The organism is Massilibacterium senegalense, from assembly GCF_001375675.1.
Lineage (GTDB): Bacteria > Bacillota > Bacilli > Bacillales > Massilibacteriaceae > Massilibacterium > Massilibacterium senegalense.
Window position 1 is genome coordinate 1,351,936 of sequence record NZ_LN831786.1, and the last position, 23,731, is coordinate 1,375,666.

The following is a 23,731-nucleotide window of genomic DNA, read 5'->3' on the forward strand; positions in this document are numbered from 1 at the left end:
TTTATGCTTTTCCTTTTTTAATTAGTTCTTTTAATTCTTGAATAAACACATTAATATCTTTGAATTGGCGATATACAGAAGCAAATCGTACATAAGCTACTTCATCCACCTCTGCTAATTTATCCATTACCATCTCACCGATATCTTGACTGTTCACTTCTGATAATCCTTGGGCACGAATTTTTTGCTCTACTTCTTCTACAATATTATCTAACTGTTCTAAAGAAACAGGTCGCTTTTCACAAGCTCGAACTAACCCGCGTAAAATTTTTTCACGGCTAAATTCTTCGCGAATCCCTTCTTTTTTAATGACAATGAGTGGCATTTCTTCTATCGTTTCAAATGTAGTAAAACGATACAAACACGATTCGCATTCACGACGTCTTCTAATCGAACGTCCGTCATGGATGGGTCTAGAATCTAGCACACGGGTACCGTTATGATTACAATTTGGACAACGCATTTATAATCAACTCCGATTTGTTTCAAACATCTTACTTCAATCATATAAAAAAGAGAAGTAAGTCGCAACCTAAAAAGAAAAAGAGATGCATAAAAAAGCATCTCTTCATTATCTATTTCCATTTTTAAAGAGCTGTTACTGGTGCCTTTTGAATACGAATTGGCCCCATGCCTCTTGGCACCTCTAGATGTTCACGCTTTGTTGAACCTAGTGCTTCAGCAATATATTCCGCAGCAACATTAGGATCAATTCGGTCACCACACGTGTAAACGTCTATACTTGCATATCCATGCTCTGGAAAACTATGAATCGTTAAATGTGATTCAGAAATAATCACCACTCCGCTTACACCATGAGGAGCAAATTTATGAAAAGCAACTTCCCGAATTTCAGCCCCTGCTTTTAATGCAGCTTCCACAAAAGTTCGTTCAATAAAGTCCATATCATTGATTTTGTCAAAGTCACAACCCCATAGTTCTGCAATAACGTGGCGTCCCATAGTATCCATATGCACTTCCCCCTTGTATGTTTAGTCATGCCTTCATTAAGCATGCAAGAATGTCCTTCTACCACGGGGGAAAGTTAGTCCAAAGAGGTCCTAACCCTTTAAGTAGATGCATTCTTTTTTTGCTTGTACCGAAGATTACGATATTTAGTATACTTAGTTTTTTTCTTTTTAGCAACATTATAATTGAATAATTTTCAGTACAATTATTCTATAATATGCCCTTAAACATAAAAAAATACCGTCTTCCATATTGGAAGACGGCCTATACCCCTTTTACTATTTTATATTAAATATAGTAAAAATAGGGGGTAATGTTCCTAAAACTAAAACAATGTCACCTATTGCACCTTCGTCATTCATTAAATAGGACAACTCCCCCCTTTGTTACATAAAATGTATAATAATATTATACATTTTATTCATATTTTGGATATAAAAAAAATTCCAAACGAAAAAATATAAAGTGGAGATAGGCTCGTTCACCGACAAAGCCATAAAGGAAGGATGAGAAAAGTGCCTCGTTGCCACTGGAAGCGGGTGACAATCGTTCACCTCTCGCAATTAGATTAAACTAAAACGCGAAAGACACTTGTTCACTGACAAAAAAAACGACCACACTCGAAAAATCCTGATTAATAAAAAAACATCCTGTTTAGAAAAATTCTCTAAACAGGATGGTGTAATTATTTTGTTACTGTTTCAAAAAGACCTTTTGCAACATGTTTTGTTAAATCAACCACACGGCAAGAATAGCCCCATTCATTATCATACCAAGCTAATATTTTTACTTTATTATCACCCATTACCATTGTAGATAATCCATCAACAATGGATGAGTTTTCATTTCCATTAAAGTCAATAGATACAAGTGGTTCTTCTGTGTATCCTAGAATTTCTTTTAACGGACCATTTGCAGCTTCTTTTAATACGTTGTTCACGTCTTCTACTGTTACGTCTTTTGCTAATTCTACAACAAGATCCACTAATGATACGTTCGGTGTGGGAACACGAAGTGCCATACCATTTAAACGTCCTTCTAAGTGAGGAAGTACTTTTGAAATTGCTTTTGCAGCACCTGTTGTTGTAGGGATAATAGATTGTCCACAAGCACGTGCACGACGTAAATCTTTATGTGGATTGTCAATATTTCGTTGGTCATTTGTATAGGAATGAACAGTTGTCATTAATCCGTCTACAATTCCAAAGTTTTCATCGATTACTTTTGCTACAGGAGCTAAACAGTTTGTTGTACAAGAAGCGTTCGAAATAATGTGGTGTTTTTCTGGAACGTAATCGTTTTCATTGACACCCATTACGATTGTAATATCTTCTTCTTTTGCCGGAGCTGTAATGACTACTTTTTTGGCACCAGCTTCAATATGGTAACCTGCTGTTTCTTTTGTTTTGAATTTTCCTGTTGCTTCTACAACAATGTCTACACCTAACTCTTCCCAAGGAAGTTCGCGTGGATCACGGTTTCTTGTAATTTTCACAAGTTTTCCATTTACTTTCAATTCATCTTCAGATACCACTTCGACAGGTGCTGCGAATGTTCCATGTATACTATCATACTTGATTAAATGTGCTAATGTTTCAGCTGGATAACTCGCATTAATTGCCACTACATCAAGTGTATTATCTAAAATTGCTTTACGAAAGACCATACGGCCAATACGTCCTAAACCATTAATCGCAACTTTTGCGTTCATAATAAAACTCCTCTCACATCATTATGTTACGCTATATTTGTTTTTATCAAAAAATAGTATAACATATATTACATATAAAGAAAGCGTTATTTTCAAAATTCAACACTTTTCTTTTAGTTTTCATCAATTATGTCCCAATTTCGTAAAATTTCAAGTAACTGGGTTTTTGTATTTTCTACTGAACCGTTATTATCAATGACTGCATCACTTAACGTTTTTTTCTCTTTTAACTGCATTTGTGATGCAATTCGACTGCGTGCTTGTTCTTGCGTAAAATCGTTTCGTTCCATCAATCGCTCCACTTGTGTCTCTTCGTCTACATAAATAAGTAATACTTTTTCTACCATATTCGTTAATTTACTTTCAAACAATAAAGGGATATCGAGAAAAATCACACTTTCTCCCGCTGCTATCCATTTTTCTTTTTTTTCGTTCATTCTTTTTCGTACAGCCGGATGAACAATAGCATTTAACGCTAACCGCTCTTTTTCATTATTAAACACAATTTCTCCTAATTTCGCTCGATTGATGGTGTGATCTTCTAATAAAATATCTGAACCAAAATGTTCCACAATTTTTTCGTACGCTTCTTCTCCTACTCTTACCACTTCTCGTGCAATCAAATCCGCATCAATAATAGGAAATTTCATTTCTTTTAACATGGTCACAACAGTGCTTTTGCCACTCGCAATGCCACCTGTAATTCCAACAACTTTCGTCACGACGAACACCCCTATTAGTTAAATTAACCGTATTAATCCTAAGATAAAAAAGAAAATACTCGGCAAAAAAGACAATTTCATAATCCATTGGAATCTTATCATAAAGCGACCACAAATCATACCAACATACAAGAAAAAGATGGTCATAATTGGAACAAGAATCCAAATCAATACAACAGATTGGCCGATTAATAAACTTGCTATTCCAGCGCCGAACGCATCTAGTGAGAGCGCAACACTTAAAAAGAACGCTTCCATACCTGTAATTTGTCCAGAATGATCAAAATCTACTTTTGTCGGTTCCTGTAAATATTCCCATACAAATGTTTTGTGATCAACAGTTGTTGTTTTTGCATTTTTTGTTGCTAAAAAAGATAAAAATGCGATGCAAATAAAAATAATCCCACCTAACCGTTCTAAAAAGGAAGCGGGAAGCAACATTTCCACCCAAGTGCCAACCGTAAACGCAACCATTAGCACAAATGCAGACATACACATAATAACAACCATCGACCAAAACGGAACATAAACTTTCCGCATCCCATATGTCATGCCAACAAACAAGCTATCAAAACTAACGGCAATAATAATCCATGCTATTGTCAACATAAAAAACGCCCCTTCCCATACCACTTTTTATATGTATATGGAAAAGGGCGTTTGTTGGTACATTATTTGTTTGGCTGACAAACAGGACAAAAATGCGTTCCCCGCCCACTGACTTTTATTTTTTCAATCGTTGTCTGGCAATGAGTGCATGGTTTTCCTTCTTGTCCATACACGTTTAGTTTCACTTGAAACATTCCCATTTGACCTTGGCTATTTACATATGACCTAATAGTACTTCCACCCTGTTCGACAGCTTCTTGTAATGTTTCTACAATCATTTCATGTAATAGCATTACTTGTTCTTTTGATAATGTTTGTGCAATCGTTTCTGGATGAATAGACGCTCGAAACAACGCCTCATCCACATAAATATTTCCTAAACCAACGACAATTGCTTGATCTAATAAAGTTGGTTTAATTTTTCTCGTCGTTTTTTGGAGACGTTCATATAAAAGCTCGGCCGTAAACGATGGGGAAAAAGGTTCTGGACCTAATCCTTTTAATGGCGCAATTGTTTCCTCCTCTCCTTTTTTAAATAAGTGCATCGTTCCAAATTTTCGTACGTCATGATAGCGTAATTCTGTCTCATCTTGAAAACAAAAACGAACGTGTGTATGTTTGTCATACGGAATTTCTTTTTTATCTAATCGATACTTACCTTCCATTCGTAAATGAGAAACAAGCACATAATCATCTAAAATAAATTTTAAAAACTTTCCCCTTCTATCGATTTGATGAATCGTTTGACCAACTAATGCACCTTGAAATTGTTCTACTTCTAGCGGATACTTCACTATTTTTGGATATAATACAACCGTATCTTGAATTGTTTTTTCTACTACAAGTTGTTCTAATGTTTTACGTATTGTTTCCACTTCCGGTAATTCTGGCATCCTATTCACCCTTACTTTTTTTCATATTAGCTAGAAAAGACATGAGTGGTACCTACCTACCCCATGTCTTTTCTTTTATTTTGCATCATACCAAGATGGCCCAAAGTCATAATCTACTTTTAATGGTACGTCTAACTGTACTGCTTGTTCCATTACTTCTGGTACTACTATTTTTAACTTCTCGATTTCATCTTCTGGAGCTTCAAAAATCAATTCATCGTGCACTTGTAATAATAGTCTTGCACGCAATCCTTCTCGCTCTAAACATTGATCCATTTCAATCATTGCTTTTTTAATAATATCCGCTGCACTTCCTTGAATAGGTGTATTCATTGCCGTACGTTCAGCAAAACTTCGAATATTAAAGTTCCGACTATGAATATCTGGAATGTATCTTCTTCTGTGTAAAAGTGTCGTTACATACCCTTGTTCTTTTGCTACTTGAACAATTTCCTCCATGTATATTTTTACACCTTTAAAAATTTCGAAATAGCGCGTAATAAAATCTGCCGCTTCTTTTCTCGGAATCCCTAGATTCTGTGACAATCCATAATCACTAATGCCATACACAATGCCAAAATTCACTGCTTTCGCTTGTCTTCTCATTAAAGGTGTTACTTCTCCTTCAGAAACATGAAAAACATCCATCGCCGTTTTTGTATGAATATCCATTCCTTGTTTAAATGCAGCAATCAATCGCTCATCTTGCGACATATGTGCTAAAACCCGAAGTTCAATTTGCGAATAGTCCGCCGCAAACATCATCCAATCTGGTTCAGAAGGAACAAATGCTTTCCGTATTTTCCGTCCTTCTTCAATCCTAATCGGAATATTTTGCAAGTTGGGATCTGTAGAACTAAGACGTCCTGTTTGCGTTAAGGCTTGATTAAAACGGGTATGAATATGTCCTGTTTTAGTGTTTACTTCTTTTAATAATCCTTCTACATATGTAGAATTTAATTTTCCTAATTGACGATAATCAAAAATAAGCGGGATGATTTCATGTTGATGCTGTAATTTTTCTAATACATCCGCACTCGTTGAGTAACCAGTTTTTGTTTTTTTAATTACTGGTAATTGTAACTTTTCAAATAAAATTTCTCCTAACTGCTTAGGTGAATTAATATTAAATGAAACACCTGCTAGCTCGTGAATTTGTTTTTCAATTTCTTCTAAACGTTCATCTAATTCTTTGCCCATTTGTTTTAAAATTTCCGTATCGATGCAAACACCTTGCTCTTCCATTTTCGCTAAAATCGTACTTAATGGAATTTCTAAATCATTTAATAAGGAAAGTTGCTCGTTTTCGCGTAAACGTGCAATCATTTTTTCTTTTAACGCATAAATCGTCGCTGCTTTTTTTACTGTATGAAGCGCAATCACATCTTCCCCTGGAAGATGTCTTTTTGCCCCCTTTCCATACACAACATCATGATGTTCGACATCTGTCATTTGGAACAAAGGAGCAATGTCTGCTAAATCATTTTTTGTTTCAGCAGGATTTAACACATAAGATGCTAACAATACATCAAAGTTAATTCCTTTAAGAGGTGCTTTTTTCCAATGCAGCGCTACGATTTCCTTTTTCGCATCAAACACCCATTTTTTCTTTGATTCATCTTGTAGCCATTGAAGAAATGGTTCACTTGCTAACGCTACATCGGTTGGGATAAAAAATAATCCTTCTTTGTTTTTTAAAGCAAAACCGCGAATCGCTGCATCATGATAATTTTCTTTTTCTACTTCTACGACAAGGGCAGCTTCTTCTTGTAAATGTTTGTCTTCAATTGCTGTAACTTTTTCATACTTCCATTCTTTTTGTTCTTTTTCAGTAACGGTATGTTGTTTATCATTGCTAATCCGTTCAATAAGAGAATTAAAATCCATTTCCCTAAAAAAAGATAACAGAGTTTCTTTATCGTACCCATCATATTTTAAATCTTCAAAAGATAAAGGTAACGGCACATCACGAAAAATCGTTGCGAGTTTTTTGCTTAATATCGCATCTTCTTTATAATTTTGTAAGTTTTCCTTTAATTTTTTTCCAGAGATCTGCTCAATATTTTCTAAAACAGCTTCAATCGAACCAAATTCATGTAAAAGTTTTAATGCTGTTTTTTCACCAATACCAGGAACACCAGGGATATTATCTGATTTATCGCCCATTAATCCTTTCATATCAATAATTTTTTCCGGAGATAACCCGTACTTATCTTTTATCGCTTCTACTGTATAAATATCTAATTCACTAATTCCCTTTCTAGTAACACAAACGGATACATGCTCATCTACGAGTTGCAGTAAATCTTTATCTCCTGAATAAACGATAACCTCTACTTCTTCTTCACCCTGCATTTGTTTCGTCATTGTGCCAATTATATCATCACCTTCAAAGCGATCTAATTCAAACCATTTCATATTCATTGATTCAATTAACTGACGAATAAAAGGGAATTGCTCAGATAACTCACCAGGTGTTTTTGCTCGTCCACCTTTATATTCTTTGTATGTTTCATGACGAAAAGTTGTTTTTCCGGCATCAAATGCCACTAATACATGAGTCGGTTTTTCTTCTTCAATCATTTTCATTAAAATAGTCGTAAATCCATAAATCGCATTCGTATGAAGTCCGCGATCATTACTTAAAAGTGGAAGTGCAAAAAATGCGCGGTATGCTAAACTATTGCCATCTATTAAAACTAATTTACTCAAAGTATGAGCCCCTCTCTATCCTTCATAATATTTTCATTTTATCAAAAAGCATAAAGAAGAACAAAAAAAGGACGAGTACCTATTATAGGTCTCGTCAAAAAGTAAGGAGCCATATGCACCGTATGATGAAGGGGTCTTCCTTTATTATATTAACTGATGAACGTAAAGAATAAATAAAGGCTTTGTAAAGATTATGTTAAGTGTTCCTTTTTTTCTATTGGATTCTTAAAAAAGGTAATAGTAAAAGTAGAACCTTTTTCTTTTTCACTTTGTACAGAAATTTCTCCATGATGTGCTTCTACTAAATGTTTTACAATAGCTAAACCTAATCCTGTTCCCCCAGAATTACGACTCCTTGCTTTATCAATACGATAAAATCGTTCGAAAATACGTGAAATTTCCGACTCCTCCATCCCAATACCTGTATCTTTTACTACAAAGTCCACTTGTTCCTTTTTTTCTATTAAAGATACTTCAACTCTCCTTTGTGCAGGAGTATAATTAATGGCATTTGCGATAATATTTAACATGATTTGTTTGACACGTTCTGGGTCTGCTAACACAATTGTATCACCAACAATATTTTTCGTTAGCGTAATTTCTTTTTCTGTCACTTTATGATGAAGGATAAATAACACATCTTCAAATGTGTTTGTTAAATCAATGGTTTCCCAATTTAATTGAAAGTATTCTTGTTCAATTTTAGAAAGGTCCAGTAATTCTTGAATTAAATTTTGAAGTCGCTCGCTTTCTTCTAATATAATCGTCAGAAATTGCTCACGTAATTCTTTTTGTTCCATCGCACCATCTAACAACGTTTCGGAAAATCCTTTAATAGACGTGATTGGTGTTTTTAATTCATGACTAACATTGGCAACAAAGTCTTTACGCATTTGTTCTAATTTTTTTAGTTCTGTAATGTCATGAAAAACTAAAACAATTCCTTTTAATACATCACCAGCTCCTAGAATAGGAGCGCTATATACATCGAAATGGCGTCTCTCAATGCCAATCGGTAAAAGCATTTGTTGACGTACATTTTGTTCTGTCATAAAAATCTCTTCAATCATATTAACAACTTCATCATATGGAATTACTTCGTAGTACAGTTTATTTAACCAATCCGAAACTTCAAAATGAAACATTTCTTTACACGAACGATTCACTAACGTAATATATCCACGGTCATCAATTAATAGTAATCCGCTTCCCATATTTTCAATTAATGTTTCCAACCGTTCTTGTTGCATTTCATATGATTTCGTCATTTGCTGCAAATTTCGTGCTAATACATTAATTGATTGGCTAAGTTCTCCTGTTTCATCTACATTTTGTTCATACGTTCTTGCTTGGAAATTCCCTTTTGCTAATTCCCTAGAAACACGCGTAACATCTTCAATTGGTTGAATAAATTGTCCAGTAATTTTCGCTAATAATAAAATAAGCATAATACCAGCAATGGATAACGTAATTACTATTAAATTCCATATTTTTTTATTAACATCGTTTAATTCTGTATCTGAAATACATAATCGGATAAAACCAATTGTTTCATTTTTCTCGGTAATTGGCAATGCGTAATACAGGACATTTTGATTTTCTTCTCGTTGGAAATACGTAGTGTTTGTTTTATAAGAAAAATCAACATTTTTCACGATAATGTTATCCGGATTGCCATTATAATTGGCCATCACTTGTTGATCCGTTGAGAAAACCGTAATCCAAGCGTTTAATTCTTGACTTAGCTTTCGTACTTCTTGTGTTACATTCGTATCCGTTATTCCTTGTTGCTCCATCACTTCACGAACTAATAATGTTTTCATATGTAGCTCATCATTTAATTTTGCTTCGTATGTTATTTTTAATATTTGGCCTAATATAAATCCAAGACCAAATAAAACAAGTAAGATGAGAGAAATAGAGGCCATAATAAAGCGGGATCGTAACTTTACCATTGTTATTTTGGTTCCTCTAGTTTATATCCCAAGCCGCGGATTGTTTTAATATACATTGGTTTTTTCGTATTCTCTTCAATTTTCTCACGTAAATGGCTAATATGTACATCGACAATTCTTGTATCTCCTGTAAAATCATAATTCCAAACAGCACTTAATAATTGATCTCTCGTTAACACGCGATTTTTATGATGAGCTAAATATAATAGCAATTCAAATTCTTTCGGTGTTAAATCTAATTTTTGTTCTTGGTAGGACGCTTCATATTGATCGGGATAAATAATTAAATCTTTGATTTTTATTTTTTCTTGTGCCATCACTTTATTTTTCTCTACATCTTGTGTACGAGTTCCTGTTGTTCTGCGAATAATCGCTTTTACTCGTGCAACTAGTTCACGTGGGCTAAATGGTTTTGTCATATAATCATCTGCCCCTAATTCTAAACCTAGCACTTTATCAAATTCATCATCTTTTGCAGTTAGCATTAAAATCGGTGTTTCAATATGTTTTAAACGCATTTGTTTACATACTTCCATCCCATCTAACTCAGGGAGCATTAAGTCTAAAATCATGACATCTGCTTGTTCTGTTTCTGCTAATTCCAATGCTTTTTTTCCATCCATTGCAGTTAAAACGTTAAATCCAGCTTGTTCTAGATTATATTGGAGCAATGTTACAATTGATAACTCATCATCTACAACTATTACTTTTTTTGACATGTATATCCCTCCACAAAAACGTTTTCTCATGCCTTTTTATTTTTTGTTGACATGATACAATTTTTCCATTTTTAGAGGAAAAGTTCCCCTTTGTTAAAACCCCTTCATCTTTTGCTCCAAAAATAGATGATTCTCTTTATGCTTATGTTTATTTTTGTATGGATTCATGTACTTCTGCTATTTTATTGTACGCACCATCTAAAATTTCGACTCCTTCTTCTAACCATTCCTTCTGTTCCATGTTTTCATCATAATAACCTTGAATGAGTGCTAGCGCTTTTTTTCTTTCTTCAATAGCAGTTTTTAATTTTGTGTATTCTTTTTCATTGTCTTTCGTAACATAATTGTTTCTCATCATATCTTCCGCGATTCGGTCGTTAATTGTAACCGCAATTCCGATTTGGTTAGATGCTTTTACTGAACTATATTCTCCAGTGTCTGTCATGTTAATTGTTTCTTTTACATTTTTTTGTGTAGATGTTGCTTCGTCATACACGTATTTTACAAATTTTTCGAAACTTTCATTTGTTTTTTCTGTATAAACTTCCTCTGAACATCCTGTCATCATTGATAGTAAAAGAATAAGTATGAGTGCATAACTCCACCTTTTCATATTAACCTCCTAAGCCCTCTATGTACACTTTCATCATACTATATTGGTGACAAATAAAAAAGGACTCAGAATTAGTTATCTGAGTCCTTTTTTCATATAATTAGCCTAAAATAGCCATTACGCTCCGTACAGCTTCAGCCGATTGATCTAACGCAGCTTTTTCATTTGCCGTTAAATCGAGTTCGATGATTTGTTCAATTCCATTAGCACCTAGAATAGTAGGTACACCTAGGTAAATACCTTCATAACCATATTCACCTTCAAGATATGCGATAGCAGGTAAAACACGACGTTGGTCTTTTACCATTGCTTCTACCATTTCTACGATAGCTGCTGCTGGTGCATAATATGCAGAACCGTTTCCTAACAGGTTAACGATTTCTCCACCACCAACACGAGTTCGTTGAACGATTTTTTCTAAACGATCTGCTGGAATTAACTTTTCTAATGGAATACCACCAGCGTATGAATAACGCACTAATGGGACCATTGTGTCACCGTGTCCTCCAAGAACAAAACCTGTAATATCTTTAACAGAAAGGTTTAATTCTTGCGCAACAAACGTACGAAAACGAGCAGTATCAAGTACACCTGATTGTCCGATTACGCGTTCTTTCGGAAATCCTGATTCTTTCCAAATTGTATACGTCATTGCATCTACTGGATTTGTTAATACAACGATAATCGCATTGGGAGAATACTTGGCAATTTCAGCTGCAACAGATTTCATAATTTTAGCGTTTGTATTCACTAAATCATCTCGGCTCATACCTGGTTTACGAGCGATACCAGCTGTTACTACAACTACATCAGAATCTTTCGTATCTTCGTAGTTTGATGTACCGATTATATTTGCATCAAACCCTTGAACGGGGCTAGCTTCTAACATATCTAGCGCTTTCCCCTTCGTTGGGTTTTCTGCTTGAGGGATGTCCACTAATACAATATCACCAAGCTCTTTTTGAGCTGCTAAAAATGCAGTCGTTGCACCAGTAAAACCAGCACCTATTACTGAGATTTTTTTTCGGTTTAATGCCATGGTTCATTCCCTCCTATAGTTGTATGGGCTATGATTAGTCCAAGTTTTTGATTAATTCATCAGCAAATTGAGAACATTTCACTTCTGTTGCACCGTCCATTAAACGAGCGAAGTCATATGTTACAACTTTAGAAGCAATTGTTTTTTCCATTGATTTAACAATTAAATCTGCAGCTTCTTTCCATCCTAGGTGTTCAAGCATTAATACACCAGAAAGAATAAGAGAAGATGGGTTAACTTTATCTAAACCAGCATATTTAGGAGCTGTACCGTGTGTTGCTTCGAAAATAGCATGTCCAGTTACATAGTTAATGTTCGCACCTGGAGCGATACCGATACCACCAACTTGTGCTGCTAATGCATCAGAAATGTAGTCACCGTTTAAGTTCATTGTTGCAACAACATCGAACTCTTTTGGACGAGTTAAAATTTGTTGTAAGAAGATATCAGCAATTGAATCTTTTACTAAAATTTTACCAGCTGCTAATGCTTCTTCCTGTGCTTTATCTGCAGCTTCTTGACCTTGTTCAGCTTTGATACGATCGTATTGATCCCAAGTGAATACTTTATCGCCAAATTCTTGTTCAGCTACTTCGTAACCCCATTTTTTGAACGCACCTTCAGTAAATTTCATAATGTTACCTTTATGAACTAATGTAAGGCTTTTGCGTCCTTCAGAAATTGCGTAGTTAATTGCTGCACGAACTAAACGTTTTGTACCTTCTTCTGAAACTGGTTTAATACCGATACCTGAAGTTTCAGGGAAACGGATTTTACTTACACCCATTTCATTTTGTAAGAAGTCGATGATTTTTTTCACTGCATCAGAGCCTTTTTCCCATTCGATACCCGCATAAATATCTTCAGTGTTTTCACGGAAAATAACCATATCTGTATCTTCAGGACGTTTAACTGGAGAAGGTACTCCGTCGAAATAACGTACTGGACGTAAGCAAGTAAATAAGTCTAACTCTTGACGAAGTGCAACGTTCAACGAACGAATTCCTCCACCGATTGGAGTTGTTAAAGGACCTTTAATTGCGATTATGTAGTCGCGAATAACTTCTAATGTTTCAGCAGGCAGCCATTCACCAGTTTGGTTGAATGCTTTTTCGCCAGCTAATACTTCTTTCCATACGATACCTTTTTTACCGTTGTATGCTTTTTCAACACCTGCTTCTAAAACACGAGATGCTGCAGCCCAAATATCTGGACCTGTTCCGTCACCTTCGATAAATGGGATAATTGGGAAATCTGGTACATTTAATACACTGTTTTTTACAGTAATGCGTTCTCCTTGTGCCACACTACATACCTCCTAACATGGATTTGAGCTATTATATATATTTTTATCATGATACAGGGAGGTCTAGCCTCCCTATATATTCATACTATTTATTTCTCTAAATTGCAATATTTCAAACATAATTAACGATTTTCAACTGGAACCCACTTTTGATGAGATTCACCAACGTATTCAGCACGTGGACGGATTAAACGGTTATTTGCATATTGTTCTAAAATATGTGCAATCCAACCAGACATACGGCTCACAGCAAAGATTGGTGTAAATAAATCATGATCAATACCTAAGCTGTGGTATACACTTGCAGAGAAGAAGTCTACGTTTGGTGGTAATCCTTTTTCTCCAGTCACGATGTCATTAATTTTAACAGACATTTGGTAAAGTTCTGGTTCACCTGTTAAATGTGTTAATTTTTCTGACATTGCTTTTAAATGTTTTGCACGTGGGTCACCTGTACGATATACACGATGACCGAATCCCATGATTTTTTCTTTGTTTGCTAATTTGTTGTGAATATACGTGTCAACATTATCAAGAGATCCGATTTCTGTTAACATTTTCATTACTTGTTCATTTGCACCACCATGTAAAGGCCCTTTTAAAGCACCGATAGCTGAAGTAACACCACTGTAAATATCAGAAAGTGTTGCTACACATACACGTGCTGTAAAAGTAGATGCATTTAATTCATGGTCTGCATGTAATACTAATGCTTTGTTAAATGCTTCAACTGCGATTGCTTCAGGTTCTTTTCCTGATAACATATATAAGAAGTTTTCAGCAAATGATAAATCTGCACGTGGAGCGATAGGTTCTTGTCCACTACGAATGCGAGAAAACGCTGTCACAATTGTACTTACTTTTGCTTGTAAACGAATTGCTTTGCAACGGTTTGCTTCTTCGCTCATATCATCAGCTTCTTCATCATGTAACCCCAACATGGATACAGCTGTACGTAATGCTGCCATTGGATGAACTTTGTCGATAGGGAACGTTTTCATAAAATCAATAACTTCTTGTGGAAGTGCTGCATTTTCTGCCAGTTCCTTTTTAAAACCATCCAGTTCTGCTTGGTTCGGTAATTTGCCAAACCATAATAAGTAAACAACCTCTTCAAAGCTAGCATGTTCTGTTAAATCATCAATGCTATAACCTCTGTAAGTTAACATATCATCAATAATTGAACTAATGGAAGATTGAGTTGCTACTACCCCTTCAAGACCGCGTGTTGTCGTCATTATTATCTCTCCTTTTTTTAAAATTTTGAATTCCCCTGTGTTTAATATCAGCTTTTCTGTAGTTAAGGCGATTAAAAGTTCGCCAGTAAACTATGTAGGAAGAAGTGGTACAGTTTATATTATATACAATTTCAAACGTTTTGTGAATGAAAACGTAATATTTCATGTATCTTTTATTTTTTAAAAATAGAAATTAACTGTGTTTCTTCTGCTTTATTGCTGTTCATAGCGGAAAAAGATACTGTATCATTTTTAAAAACATGTAAGCGATTCCAGCTGCTATTACAGGACCAACTGCTACTCCTTTAAAAAACACAACCGCTAATATAGTACCAAACACTAATGCGGTAGTTAAATGTGGATCAACAGCTAACAAATCAATCCCACGCGCACCGAGAAGTGCTACAGCGATACCAGCACCAAGAGCCACCCATCCTGTTAACGTTTTCATTGCATCCGCTAATTGTTTGAATCCTATTTCTCCTGTCGCAATTGGGATTAAAACGGCAATTGTAATAATGGTGACACCCCAATTGATTCCTTTTTTCTGGATAACTGGAAACAATTTTTCATCTAATTGAAAAATTTTAATAAGAAATAAAAAACAAACAGCCACAAGCAATGATTGGTTTTTCGAAATTATTGCTATGATGAGTAGTAATAGTAAAAAAAGTGTTGCTTGTGAAAACATGTTGTTACTCCATCCTTCCTTACATAGCTCGGAAACAATTTTATTTTATCACATAAATATAAAAGGACCAAAAATAATGAATTATGATTCAGTTTTTATTTTTTCCATGCTTTAATTTGTAGAGGAGGATATTTTTTTCTTTTGGATGTAAAATTGAAAATTTTCATGAAAACAAGTAAACTATTTACATAATCATACAGAAGGAGGTGGCTCAACCCCTTGAATAAAAATTACATTTATCAATGGTTACGTGCTCTTAACGTATTATTCATTTTGACTTTAATTTCTGTTGCTACATATTATTTATGGAAAGTAACCTATCCATTCGTATTTGCTATTTTATTCGCATTTATGATGAATCCAATTGTAAATTTTCTAGAAAAGAAAGTAAAGTTACCACGCGGACTTTCTGTTTTTACGACAATGGTTTTAATTGTTGGGGTCATTGTCGGGCTTGTTTCTTTATTAATTGCAGAAATAATTGCTGGAACAACTTACTTAGCAGCAGTCGTACCAGAACAGTTCAAACGATTAGTAAAATACATTGAAGAATTATTTACAGCACAAATTATTCCTTTTTACAATCGATTAAATGAGATGTTTAATACATTAAGTTTAAATCAAAAGGAAACAGTAATTGACAACATCCAAAATGTCGGATCAAAAGTAGGGACTAGTGTGGCAAGATTTTTACAGGAGATATTAAATGGAATCCCGACGCTCTTAGCTAAAATGCCAAACTTAGCAACTGTTTTTATTTTCACCTTACTCGCTACTTTTTTTATTAGCAAAGATTGGTACAAATTAAAAATTCGTGTTAAGCAATTAATGCCGCACCGCGTTTCTAAAAGTACAGGACATGTTATTGACGAACTAAAAAAAGCACTGTTTGGTTTTATGAAAGCACAGCTGACCTTAATCTCCCTAACGTTTGGAATCGTGCTAATTGGATTATTTATTTTACGTGTAGATTATGCATTTACGATTGCTCTTATACTCGGTATTTTAGATTTATTACCTTATTTAGGAGTAGGGACTGTTTTAATTCCATGGGCACTGTATTCCTTTTTCTCTGGAAATATTGGATTAGGATTCGGATTATCGATTCTTTATATGGTAACAGTTATTCAACGCCAACTTGCCGAGCCAAAAATATTATCGTCTAAAATCGGAATAGATCCACTAGCAACGTTAGTTTCTTTATTTATTGGTTTTAAATTATTAGGTTTCTTAGGGCTTATTGCCGGTCCTATTACATTAGTCATTATTCGTACGCTCCATTCCGCGAATGTTTTTCGTGATCTTTGGAGTTACATCGTTGGAAAAGAAAAACCTACTGCATAAAAAAATCCTCTTCTATAAGAGGATTTTTTTATGGTCTTCGATACGTATATACAACTGTTTGGCGAATCATTTTTTGTTTAAAATAGGAAAGCATCCATTGACGCACTTTCACTCGTGTAACAGGGAGTAATAATAGTAATCCGATAGCATCGGTGAAAAATCCAGGAGTAATTAGTAAAATACCACCGGCTAAAATGAGCGCACCATCTATTAAAGAATCTCCTGGCATTTGCCCATTTTGTACATTCTGTTGCAAATCACGCCAAGCTTTCAATCCTTGAGATTTTGCTAAATAGCCACCTATAATTCCTGTTGCTAATATAATAGCTAACGTCCACATCACACCGATTGTTTTCCCTGCTAACATAAACAAAAACACTTCCGTTGTTGGCACGACAAAAATGGCTAACATGATGAATTTAAACATTGCTACTCCTCCATGAGTTTCTTTATTTCATTATGCAACGAGGGATGATGTTTCTTCAAGGAAACTGGCTTTAAATCTTTATTTGTCCAAGCGTGTTTCGTTTCTCCTATTACTAATCGTTCATCCGTTCCTTTTTTATATACTTCATAATAAAAATGAATTCGAACGTTCGTACATTCTTTCATTGTTGTTTTGACGACAACAATATCATCATATTTTGCTGGTGACTTATATCGAATGGATGATTCATAAAGCGGTAATAACAACCCAGCTTTTTCTAAATCTGCATACGACATTCCTAACTTCTCACGAATCCATTCTGTTCTCCCTACTTCAAACCAAGAAAAATAATTTCTATGGTGAACAACGCCCATTTGATCTGTTTCACTATAACGAACTCGAAACTCTGTTTCTGTCATCTCTTTCCTCCATTCAAAAAGAAATGTTCCACATTTGCTTATAATACACTTGCATGTCCTTGATAAATAGAACCGCGTTGACTATCAACAGTAATCTCTTGACCATCTTCAAAAATTTCTGTTGCGTTTTTTACTCCTACAACAACAGGAATGCCGATACTAAGACCAACAATTGCTGCGTGGCTTGTTAATCCACTTTCTTCTGTTATAATCGCCACTGCTTTTTTCATCGCTTCTACCATATCGATATCCGTTGTTTTTGTTACAAGGATACTATGTTTATCCATTTTTCTTAACGCTTCTTCTCTGCTATTTGCAACAACTACTTTCCCATAGACAGATTGACGTCCTACGCCTTGTCCTTTGGCCAATACATCTCCCACTACATGCACTTTTAAAAGGTTTGTTGTCCCAATTTCATTAACAGGAACACCAGCAGTAATGACGACTAAATCACCGTATGTAATCATTTCTGTTTTCAATGATTCATCCACTGCGCTGTCAAGAAGTTCATCTGTTGTATGCACTTTTTTTCCCAACGTAGCATATACACCCCAAAGTAACGATAAACGTCTAAGTACTGGCTCATGGCTAGTAACTGCAATGATTGGAGATTGTGGACGATATTTTGAAATCATTCGTGCAGTATGTCCACTTTCTGTTGCTGTAATAATCGCTTTTGCTTTTAAATTATAAGCAGTATGAGAAACTGATTGGCTAATCGCATCTGTAATAGTTGGTAGAGTTGATTTTGTTCGATTGTTTAGCATTTGTTTGTATGGTAAAGCTGCTTCTACCCTTTTGGCGATTTTATCCATTGTACTAACTGCTTCTAAAGGATATTTCCCAGCTGCTGTTTCTCCACTTAACATAATGGCATCGGTGCCGTCAAAAATCGCATTCGCGACATCGCTTGCTTCCGCTCTAGTTGGACGTGGATTCCGTTGCATCGAATCTAACATTTGTGTAGCAGTAATAACTGGTTTGGCCCGTTCATTACATTTTTGAATTAACTCTTTTTGTACAAGTGGAACTTCTTCGGCTGGAATTTCTACTCCTAAATCTCCACGAGCTACCATTAGGCCGTCTGATACTTCTAAAATTTCGTTAATATTATCTACCCCTTCTCGATTTTCGATTTTAGGGATAATTTGAATATGAGTAGCATTGTTTTTCTCTAAAATTTTTCGAATTTCTAATACATCTTTTGCCCGTCTTACAAACGATGCTGCAATAAAGTCAATGCCCTCTTCGATACCAAATTCAATATCAGCTGCATCTTTTTCTGTCATTCCTGGTAAGTTAATACGAACATTCGGAATATTAACTCCTTTCCGATTTTTTAATACTCCAGCATTTTTTACAACAGTAATAATTTCTTTTGTTTCTTGATGTTTTTTTGTTACCTCTAATGCAATTAATCCATCATCTAATAAAATGGTAGAACCTACTTCAATATCGTTAATTAAGCCTGGATAAGACACGGAAATTTCTTTTTCATTGCCTACGATTTCTTCCATGGAAACACGCAACGTTTGATCAACATCTAACGTGATTTCTCCTTTTTCCAACATTCCAGTCCGAATTTCAGGTCCCTTTGTATCTAATAAAATTCCTACTGTTTGATTCGCTATTTTTGCTGCTTCTCTAATATTTTTAATTCTTGCTCGGTGTTCTTCATGATTTCCATGTGAAAAATTTAAACGAGCAACATTCATTCCCGCTTTAATTAGTTCAACGAGCATTTCAACGGACTCACTCGCTGGTCCAATGGTACAAACAATTTTTGTTTTTCTCATCTGTTTGTTCCTCCTCATTTATATTGAAAGTTGTTTTGCAGCTTGATACGTTTGTTCTAGCACATCATATTTTTTATTCCAAATATGTTTAAATGGATGATGCACTAATTGTGGACCTTGTATACCAATCATAAAACCTGATTTTCCTTGTAAAAGCATTTCTACTGCTTCTACTCCCATTCTACTGGCTAATACGCGGTCAAATGCAGTCGGAGATCCACCGCGTTGGATATGTCCTAAGACAGAAATACGCGTTTCTAAGCCCGTTGCTTTTTCAATATAATCCGCTACTTCTTTGCTGTTTCCAGCACCTTCTGCCACTATAATAATACTATGACGCTTTCCTCTTTCATATCCTCGCACGACACGTCTCGCAATGGTTTCTAATGATTCTGTTACTTCTGGAATAACAATCGATTCTGCACCAGCAGCAAGGCCAGACCATAACGCAATATCTCCATTACCTCTACCCATTACTTCGATTATGTATGTCCGTTCATGACTTGTAGCTGTATCACGAATTTTATCAATTGCCTCAATGACTGTATTAATCGATGTATCGAAACCAATCGTAAACTGTGTTCCTAACACGTCGTTATCAATCGTCGCTGGAATACCAATTGTTTTTATTCCTTGTTGGTGCAAAGCATGTGCCCCTTTAAAAGAACCATCGCCACCAATAACAATCACTGCATCGATACCGAAAAAAGATAGTTGCTCCAATGCTTCTTGAAACCCTTCTTCCGTCATAAATTCTTTACTTCTTGCTGTGTAGAGCATCGTACCACCGCGATGAATAATCCCCCCTACATCTCCAAGCTGTAATGGTTTCACATCTCCTTCAATAAGACCTTGATAGCCACGATAAATACCGTACACGTCTAAATGTTCGTATATACTTTTACGTGTAACTGCTCGAATGGCTGCATTCATTCCAGGTGCATCCCCGCCGCTCGTTAATACAGCTATTTTTTTCATTGTAAATCCCCCATCTCTCTTTCTTACTCTACCAAAGAGTGCATGTTCACTCAAACTACTTTCATACTCCTTCTTTTATTGTTACCCACTTTTTAAAAAAAAGAAAAGAAAAAAGACGCATATGCGCCTTTCTTAACAATATCTTAATATTCTAACAAAGCATATTGTCCTATTTGTTTATATTTATTATATCGATCTTCTATTAATTGTTCTGTAGTGAACGACATTAATTCGGTTAGCGCTTTCCCGATTGTTGCTTTCACTTTCTGTGCTTGTTCATCGTAATTTTGATGAGCACCGCCTTTTATTTCTTCGATAATACCGTCAATAACCTTTAACTCTTGTAAATCTTGTGCCGTAATCATCATCGATTCCGCTGCTTGTTTCGCATATTTTGCATCTTTCCATAAAATAGATGCTGCACCTTCTGGAGAAATAACAGAATACGTTGCATTTTCTAACATGTACATTCTATTTCCTACACCAATACCGAGTGCACCACCACTTCCGCCTTCTCCGATAATGATTGTAATAATCGGAACTTTAAGTCCTGCCATTTCAAATAAATTTTTCGCAATTGCTTCACTTTGCCCACGTTCTTCTGCTTCTTTTCCTGGATAAGCGCCTTTTGTATCAATAAATGTAATAATTGGTCGATTAAATTTTTCTGCCTGTTTCATCAAACGTAATGCTTTTCGATACCCTTCTGGATGTGGCATTCCAAAATTACGGCGAATGTTTTCTTTTGTTGTTTTTCCACGTTGATGACCAATAACCGTTACAGGAATGCCGTTAAATTTGCCAATCCCACCAACGATTGCTTCATCATCCCCGTATACACGATCCCCATGCAATTCAATGAACGTATCAAAAATACGTTCAATGTAATCTAATGTTGTTGGACGTGTATGTAAACGAGCAATTTGTACACGATCCCAAGGTTCTATATTACCATATATGTCATCTTCTAATTTTCTTAATCGCTCTTCTAATTGAAGGATTTCATTAGATAAATCGATTCCTTGTTTTAATGATAACTCTTTTAATTCGATAATTTTTTGTCTTAACTCTTTGATTGGACGTTCAAATTCTAATTCTACACTCATTTTTTTTCCTCCTTTGATACTTGAATATCAAGGACTTGATATAACGTCTGTTTCATCTCTTTCCTTGGAATTATTTTATCTAATTGTCCGTGTTTTAATAAAAATTCTGCTGTTTGAAAATCATCCGGTAATTTCTCGCGAATAGTTTGTTCAATAATCCGTCGACCAGCAAAACCGATTAACGCTTGTGGTTCAGCAAAATTATAATCTCCTAACGAAGCAAAACTTGCGGATACGCCACCTGTCGTTGGGTACGTCATAACAGAAATAAACAATCCACCACTTTCACTAAATGCTTTTAGCGCCACACTTGTTTTTGCCATTTGCATTAAGCTTAAAACACCTTCTTGCATTCTTGCTCCACCAGATGCAGTAAAAATAATAAAGGGAATCTGTTTTTCTTTTGCTTTTTCAATTGCTCTCGTAATTTTTTCTCCTACTGCTGAACCCATGCTTCCCATACGGAAACGAGGATCCATGACTGCAATAGCTGTTTGGATACCATTAATCGTGCCTTCCCCTGTTACAACTGCTTCATTTAATTTTGATTGTTTCATATCCTTTTTAATTTTTTTATCATATCCCGGGAACGATAATGGATTGGCAGAAATAACATCTTGATCGTATTCTACAAAACTTTCTTCATCAAGAACAGACGCAATCCTTGCCTGTGCCGGCATTTGATGATAGTGCCCACAATGTAAACAAATATATGCATTATTTTCGATATCTTTTGTATAGTGTATTTTTTTACAGCTCGGACATTTCACAGCCAAACCTTCTGGAATATCAATTCGTTCTGTGTTAGCCTTTACTTTTACATACTGTTTCTTTTTAGGAAATATATTTCGAATCAATCTTATCCCTTCTTTCCTTTTCATTCTTATACCTTACATATTTATTCGTTATTATTCAGTATTTATAGAACTCTTTTTTAAAAAAATGTAAAAAATCGTTCTTTATCTTCAAATTTTATACTTAAAATTTAAAACTCGCAACCGCCATAAAAAGAAAACGTATTTTTATAAGGAAATCTTCCTTCCAGTTTATAATGAACAGCACACTATTCTACCAAATACGAAAAATAAAAGTACGAAACCATGGTTGATTTCGTACTCTATTTTTCTTCTTTATTCTTTTCCTATTTGTGTTAAACAACGTGTTTTTTCTGCTACTTCTTCTGGGTCTACTTTTCGTCGTGCCACTCCTGTTTCCATCGCTGTTTTTGCTACTGCTTTCGCAACTTCCGGTGCAACGCGAGGGTCAAATGGCCCAGGAATAACATAGTCTTCGTTTACTTCTTCTTCTGTTACAAGACCTGCCAATGCTTCTACCGCTGCCATTTTCATTTCATCGTTAATATGCGTTGCAAATACATCTAATGCCCCGCGGAAAATACCCGGGAAAGCTAATACGTTGTTCACTTGATTTGGGAAATCAGAACGTCCCGTTCCCACAATCTTTGCCCCAGCTTCTTTCGCTTCATGTGGCATAATTTCAGGTGTTGGATTTGCCATTGCAAAAATAATCGGATCTTCATTCATCGATTGCACCATTTCTTTTGTTAATGCTCCCGCAACAGACACCCCGATAAATACGTCCGCTCCTTTAATAACATCTTCTAAAGATCCTTTTTCCCGTTCAATATTCGTATATCGCGCCACTTCCTCTTTAATAGGATTCATCCCATTTGGGCGTCCTTCGTAAATAGCACCTTTCGAATCACACATAACCATATGATGGACACCAAAAGCATACAGAAGTTTAATAATCGCAATGCCAGCTGCCCCAGCTCCACTTGCGATTATTTTTATTTCGGACAATTTTTTTCCTGTTAATTTAAGTGCATTTAATAAGGCTGCCACTGTCACAATTGCTGTTCCGTGTTGATCATCATGAAAAACAGGAATACTCATTTCTCGTTTTAATCGTTCTTCAATTTCAAAACAATTAGGCGCTGCAATATCTTCTAGGTTAATGCCGCCAAACGCAGGCTCTAACGATTTAACCGTTTGAATGATTTCTTCTACACTATTACTTTTTAGGCAGAGTGGAAAAGCGTCAACTCCGGCAAAGCTTTTAAATAATACTGCTTTCCCTTCCATTACTGGGAGGGCTGCTTCTGGTCCTATATTTCCTAAACCTAATACAGCTGTACCATCGGAGACTACCGCTACTAAATTCCCCTTCATCGTATAATCATAGACATATCGTTTATCTTCATAAATTTCTTTGCACGGTTCAGCAACACCAGGAGAATAGGCTAAGCTTAAATCTTTCCCATTTTTAACCGGTACTTTTGATACTGTTTCTAATTTTCCTTGATTTAATTTATGCATGTGTAAAGCTTCTTCACGTAAAGTCGTCAATCTATCCACTCTCCTTTATTCATGACAAAAAACAAGGGTTCCATCCCTTTTTATTTCTTTTTATTGTGATTTATTACATTTATAAGTATCCACAATTCACATGGAGGAAAGA

At 35.3% G+C, this 23,731-nt stretch carries 22 protein-coding genes; 1 reads left to right on the forward strand and 21 read right to left on the reverse strand.

Features of this window, described 5'->3' with window-relative positions; genetic code table 11:
• Position 1: 1 nt before the first annotated feature.
• The 14 genes from nrdR to BN1372_RS10200 form a co-directional block, all read right to left on the reverse strand.
• Positions 2-463, reverse strand: coding sequence for a transcriptional regulator NrdR (gene nrdR, locus BN1372_RS10135; RefSeq protein ID WP_062199120.1), 462 nt, complete (start codon positions 461-463; stop codon positions 2-4).
• A 124-nt stretch (positions 464-587) separates the two neighbouring features.
• Entirely contained in the window at positions 588-971 is a 384-nt protein-coding gene (speD, locus tag BN1372_RS10140; protein ID WP_062199121.1) for an adenosylmethionine decarboxylase, read from the reverse strand.
• Positions 972-1,654: 683 nt separating this feature from the next.
• The gene (locus tag BN1372_RS10145; RefSeq protein WP_062199123.1) at positions 1,655-2,680 is read right to left on the reverse strand and encodes a glyceraldehyde-3-phosphate dehydrogenase; all 1,026 of its coding nucleotides are present in this window, start codon (positions 2,678-2,680) and stop codon (positions 1,655-1,657) included.
• Positions 2,681-2,793: 113 nt separating this feature from the next.
• Positions 2,794-3,402 (reverse strand): dephospho-CoA kinase, encoded by a 609-nt coding sequence (gene coaE, locus BN1372_RS10150; RefSeq protein ID WP_074018178.1) that lies wholly within the window; start codon positions 3,400-3,402, stop codon positions 2,794-2,796.
• Positions 3,403-3,420: 18 nt separating this feature from the next.
• Positions 3,421-4,011, reverse strand: a complete 591-nt coding sequence (gene ytaF, locus BN1372_RS10155; protein ID WP_062199130.1) for a sporulation membrane protein YtaF — start codon at positions 4,009-4,011, stop codon at positions 3,421-3,423.
• 62 nt (positions 4,012-4,073) lie between these two features.
• A complete protein-coding gene (gene mutM / locus BN1372_RS10160) occupies positions 4,074-4,904 on the reverse strand; it encodes a DNA-formamidopyrimidine glycosylase (RefSeq protein WP_062199132.1) in 831 nt (276 codons plus the stop codon).
• Positions 4,905-4,979: 75 nt separating this feature from the next.
• Positions 4,980-7,616, reverse strand: a complete 2,637-nt coding sequence (polA, locus tag BN1372_RS10165; protein WP_062199134.1) for a DNA polymerase I — start codon at positions 7,614-7,616, stop codon at positions 4,980-4,982.
• Between the two features lie 191 nt (positions 7,617-7,807).
• Positions 7,808-9,571 carry a two-component system histidine kinase PnpS gene (gene pnpS / locus BN1372_RS10170; protein ID WP_062199136.1) on the reverse strand — a complete coding sequence of 588 codons (1,764 nt, stop codon included), beginning with the start codon at positions 9,569-9,571 and terminating at the stop codon, positions 7,808-7,810.
• Between the two features lie 2 nt (positions 9,572-9,573).
• Positions 9,574-10,290 (reverse strand): response regulator transcription factor, encoded by a 717-nt coding sequence (locus BN1372_RS10175; RefSeq protein ID WP_062199138.1) that lies wholly within the window; start codon positions 10,288-10,290, stop codon positions 9,574-9,576.
• A 148-nt stretch (positions 10,291-10,438) separates the two neighbouring features.
• A complete protein-coding gene (locus BN1372_RS10180) occupies positions 10,439-10,903 on the reverse strand; it encodes a hypothetical protein (protein WP_062199140.1) in 465 nt (154 codons plus the stop codon).
• Positions 10,904-11,003: 100 nt separating this feature from the next.
• Positions 11,004-11,942, reverse strand: coding sequence for a malate dehydrogenase (gene mdh / locus BN1372_RS10185; RefSeq protein WP_062199142.1), 939 nt, complete (start codon positions 11,940-11,942; stop codon positions 11,004-11,006).
• Positions 11,943-11,976: 34 nt separating this feature from the next.
• Entirely contained in the window at positions 11,977-13,248 is a 1,272-nt protein-coding gene (gene icd / locus BN1372_RS10190) for an NADP-dependent isocitrate dehydrogenase (protein ID WP_062199144.1), read from the reverse strand.
• Positions 13,249-13,370: 122 nt separating this feature from the next.
• Positions 13,371-14,486, reverse strand: coding sequence for a citrate synthase (citZ, locus tag BN1372_RS10195; protein ID WP_062199146.1), 1,116 nt, complete (start codon positions 14,484-14,486; stop codon positions 13,371-13,373).
• A gap of 223 nt (positions 14,487-14,709) precedes the next feature.
• A complete protein-coding gene (locus BN1372_RS10200) occupies positions 14,710-15,177 on the reverse strand; it encodes a DUF441 domain-containing protein (RefSeq protein WP_062199148.1) in 468 nt (155 codons plus the stop codon).
• 219 nt (positions 15,178-15,396) lie between these two features.
• Here BN1372_RS10200 and ytvI point away from each other — a divergent pair, with 219 nt between their 5' ends.
• Positions 15,397-16,521 carry a sporulation integral membrane protein YtvI gene (gene ytvI, locus BN1372_RS10205; protein WP_062199150.1) on the forward strand — a complete coding sequence of 375 codons (1,125 nt, stop codon included), beginning with the start codon at positions 15,397-15,399 and terminating at the stop codon, positions 16,519-16,521.
• Positions 16,522-16,549: 28 nt separating this feature from the next.
• Here the strand turns inward: ytvI and BN1372_RS10210 are convergent, their stop codons facing one another.
• The 7 genes from BN1372_RS10210 to BN1372_RS10240 form a co-directional block, all read right to left on the reverse strand.
• Positions 16,550-16,948, reverse strand: coding sequence for an FxsA family protein (locus BN1372_RS10210; protein ID WP_062199151.1), 399 nt, complete (start codon positions 16,946-16,948; stop codon positions 16,550-16,552).
• A 2-nt stretch (positions 16,949-16,950) separates the two neighbouring features.
• Positions 16,951-17,367 carry an acyl-CoA thioesterase gene (locus BN1372_RS10215; protein ID WP_062199154.1) on the reverse strand — a complete coding sequence of 139 codons (417 nt, stop codon included), beginning with the start codon at positions 17,365-17,367 and terminating at the stop codon, positions 16,951-16,953.
• Positions 17,368-17,405: 38 nt separating this feature from the next.
• Positions 17,406-19,184: a pyruvate kinase gene (gene pyk, locus BN1372_RS10220; protein WP_267902258.1), complete on the reverse strand. Its 1,779-nt coding sequence runs from the start codon at positions 19,182-19,184 to the stop codon at positions 17,406-17,408.
• Positions 19,185-20,144: a 6-phosphofructokinase gene (pfkA, locus tag BN1372_RS10225; RefSeq protein WP_062199158.1), complete on the reverse strand. Its 960-nt coding sequence runs from the start codon at positions 20,142-20,144 to the stop codon at positions 19,185-19,187.
• Positions 20,145-20,287: 143 nt separating this feature from the next.
• Positions 20,288-21,250 (reverse strand): acetyl-CoA carboxylase carboxyl transferase subunit alpha, encoded by a 963-nt coding sequence (gene accA / locus BN1372_RS10230; protein WP_062199160.1) that lies wholly within the window; start codon positions 21,248-21,250, stop codon positions 20,288-20,290.
• Complete coding sequence (gene accD, locus BN1372_RS10235; protein ID WP_062199161.1) at positions 21,247-22,107, reverse strand: acetyl-CoA carboxylase, carboxyltransferase subunit beta; 861 nt, start codon at positions 22,105-22,107, stop codon at positions 21,247-21,249. The genes accA and accD overlap by 4 nt, the downstream gene beginning before the upstream one ends.
• A 273-nt stretch (positions 22,108-22,380) precedes the next feature.
• Complete coding sequence (locus tag BN1372_RS10240; protein WP_062201277.1) at positions 22,381-23,589, reverse strand: NADP-dependent malic enzyme; 1,209 nt, start codon at positions 23,587-23,589, stop codon at positions 22,381-22,383.
• Between the last annotated feature and the right edge of the window lie 142 nt (positions 23,590-23,731).

Excerpts from the sequence above, each read along its gene's own strand:
- nrdR (WP_062199120.1), bottom strand. The coding sequence starts at position 463 with ATGCGTTGTCCAAATTGTAATCATAACGGTACCCGTGTGCTAGATTCT.
- speD (WP_062199121.1), bottom strand. The coding sequence starts at position 971 with ATGGATACTATGGGACGCCACGTTATTGCAGAACTATGGGGTTGTGAC.
- BN1372_RS10145 (WP_062199123.1), bottom strand. The coding sequence starts at position 2,680 with ATGAACGCAAAAGTTGCGATTAATGGTTTAGGACGTATTGGCCGTATG.
- ytaF (WP_062199130.1), bottom strand. The coding sequence starts at position 4,011 with ATGTTGACAATAGCATGGATTATTATTGCCGTTAGTTTTGATAGCTTG.
- mutM (WP_062199132.1), bottom strand. The coding sequence starts at position 4,904 with ATGCCAGAATTACCGGAAGTGGAAACAATACGTAAAACATTAGAACAA.
- pnpS (WP_062199136.1), bottom strand. The coding sequence starts at position 9,571 with ATGGTAAAGTTACGATCCCGCTTTATTATGGCCTCTATTTCTCTCATC.
- BN1372_RS10175 (WP_062199138.1), bottom strand. The coding sequence starts at position 10,290 with ATGTCAAAAAAAGTAATAGTTGTAGATGATGAGTTATCAATTGTAACA.
- BN1372_RS10180 (WP_062199140.1), bottom strand. The coding sequence starts at position 10,903 with ATGAAAAGGTGGAGTTATGCACTCATACTTATTCTTTTACTATCAATG.
- mdh (WP_062199142.1), bottom strand. The coding sequence starts at position 11,942 with ATGGCATTAAACCGAAAAAAAATCTCAGTAATAGGTGCTGGTTTTACT.
- citZ (WP_062199146.1), bottom strand. The coding sequence starts at position 14,486 with ATGACGACAACACGCGGTCTTGAAGGGGTAGTAGCAACTCAATCTTCC.
- BN1372_RS10200 (WP_062199148.1), bottom strand. The coding sequence starts at position 15,177 with ATGTTTTCACAAGCAACACTTTTTTTACTATTACTACTCATCATAGCA.
- BN1372_RS10210 (WP_062199151.1), bottom strand. The coding sequence starts at position 16,948 with ATGTTTAAATTCATCATGTTAGCCATTTTTGTCGTGCCAACAACGGAA.
- BN1372_RS10215 (WP_062199154.1), bottom strand. The coding sequence starts at position 17,367 with ATGACAGAAACAGAGTTTCGAGTTCGTTATAGTGAAACAGATCAAATG.
- pyk (WP_267902258.1), bottom strand. The coding sequence starts at position 19,184 with ATGAGGAGGAACAAACAGATGAGAAAAACAAAAATTGTTTGTACCATT.
- pfkA (WP_062199158.1), bottom strand. The coding sequence starts at position 20,144 with ATGAAAAAAATAGCTGTATTAACGAGCGGCGGGGATGCACCTGGAATG.
- accA (WP_062199160.1), bottom strand. The coding sequence starts at position 21,250 with ATGAGTGTAGAATTAGAATTTGAACGTCCAATCAAAGAGTTAAGACAA.
- BN1372_RS10240 (WP_062201277.1), bottom strand. The coding sequence starts at position 23,589 with ATGCATAAATTAAATCAAGGAAAATTAGAAACAGTATCAAAAGTACCG.